Raw genomic sequence first — 337 nt, 5'->3', positions numbered from 1 at the left:
ACGTTAACCCGTTGCACCCACGTTAACCGGAAATGGTTAAACTTAGCGACGAGGGAAGTCCCCTCTATCAAGAGGGGATTTAGGGGTGTGTTATTATAAAACTTATCCTACAAATAGGTAACACACCCCGATCCGTCCGCCGGCTGGCCGACGGATCATCCCTCTTTTTAGAGGGGAATTTTACTTAGGTGCTAAAAAATAGATTGTCAGAATATCAAAAAAATCAATTTTTTAGATTTATTATAATTCATTATTAAACCAGCTTTTAGATCAAACTCGCAACGATAGAGATTAAAATCATTAAATTATTTGAAATTTGGTTCATTTTGCCTATGAT

Source organism: Calditrichota bacterium (assembly GCA_013151735.1).
Classification (GTDB): domain Bacteria; phylum Zhuqueibacterota; class JdFR-76; order JdFR-76; family BMS3Abin05; genus BMS3Abin05.
This window is presented reverse-complemented; position numbering follows the sequence as displayed.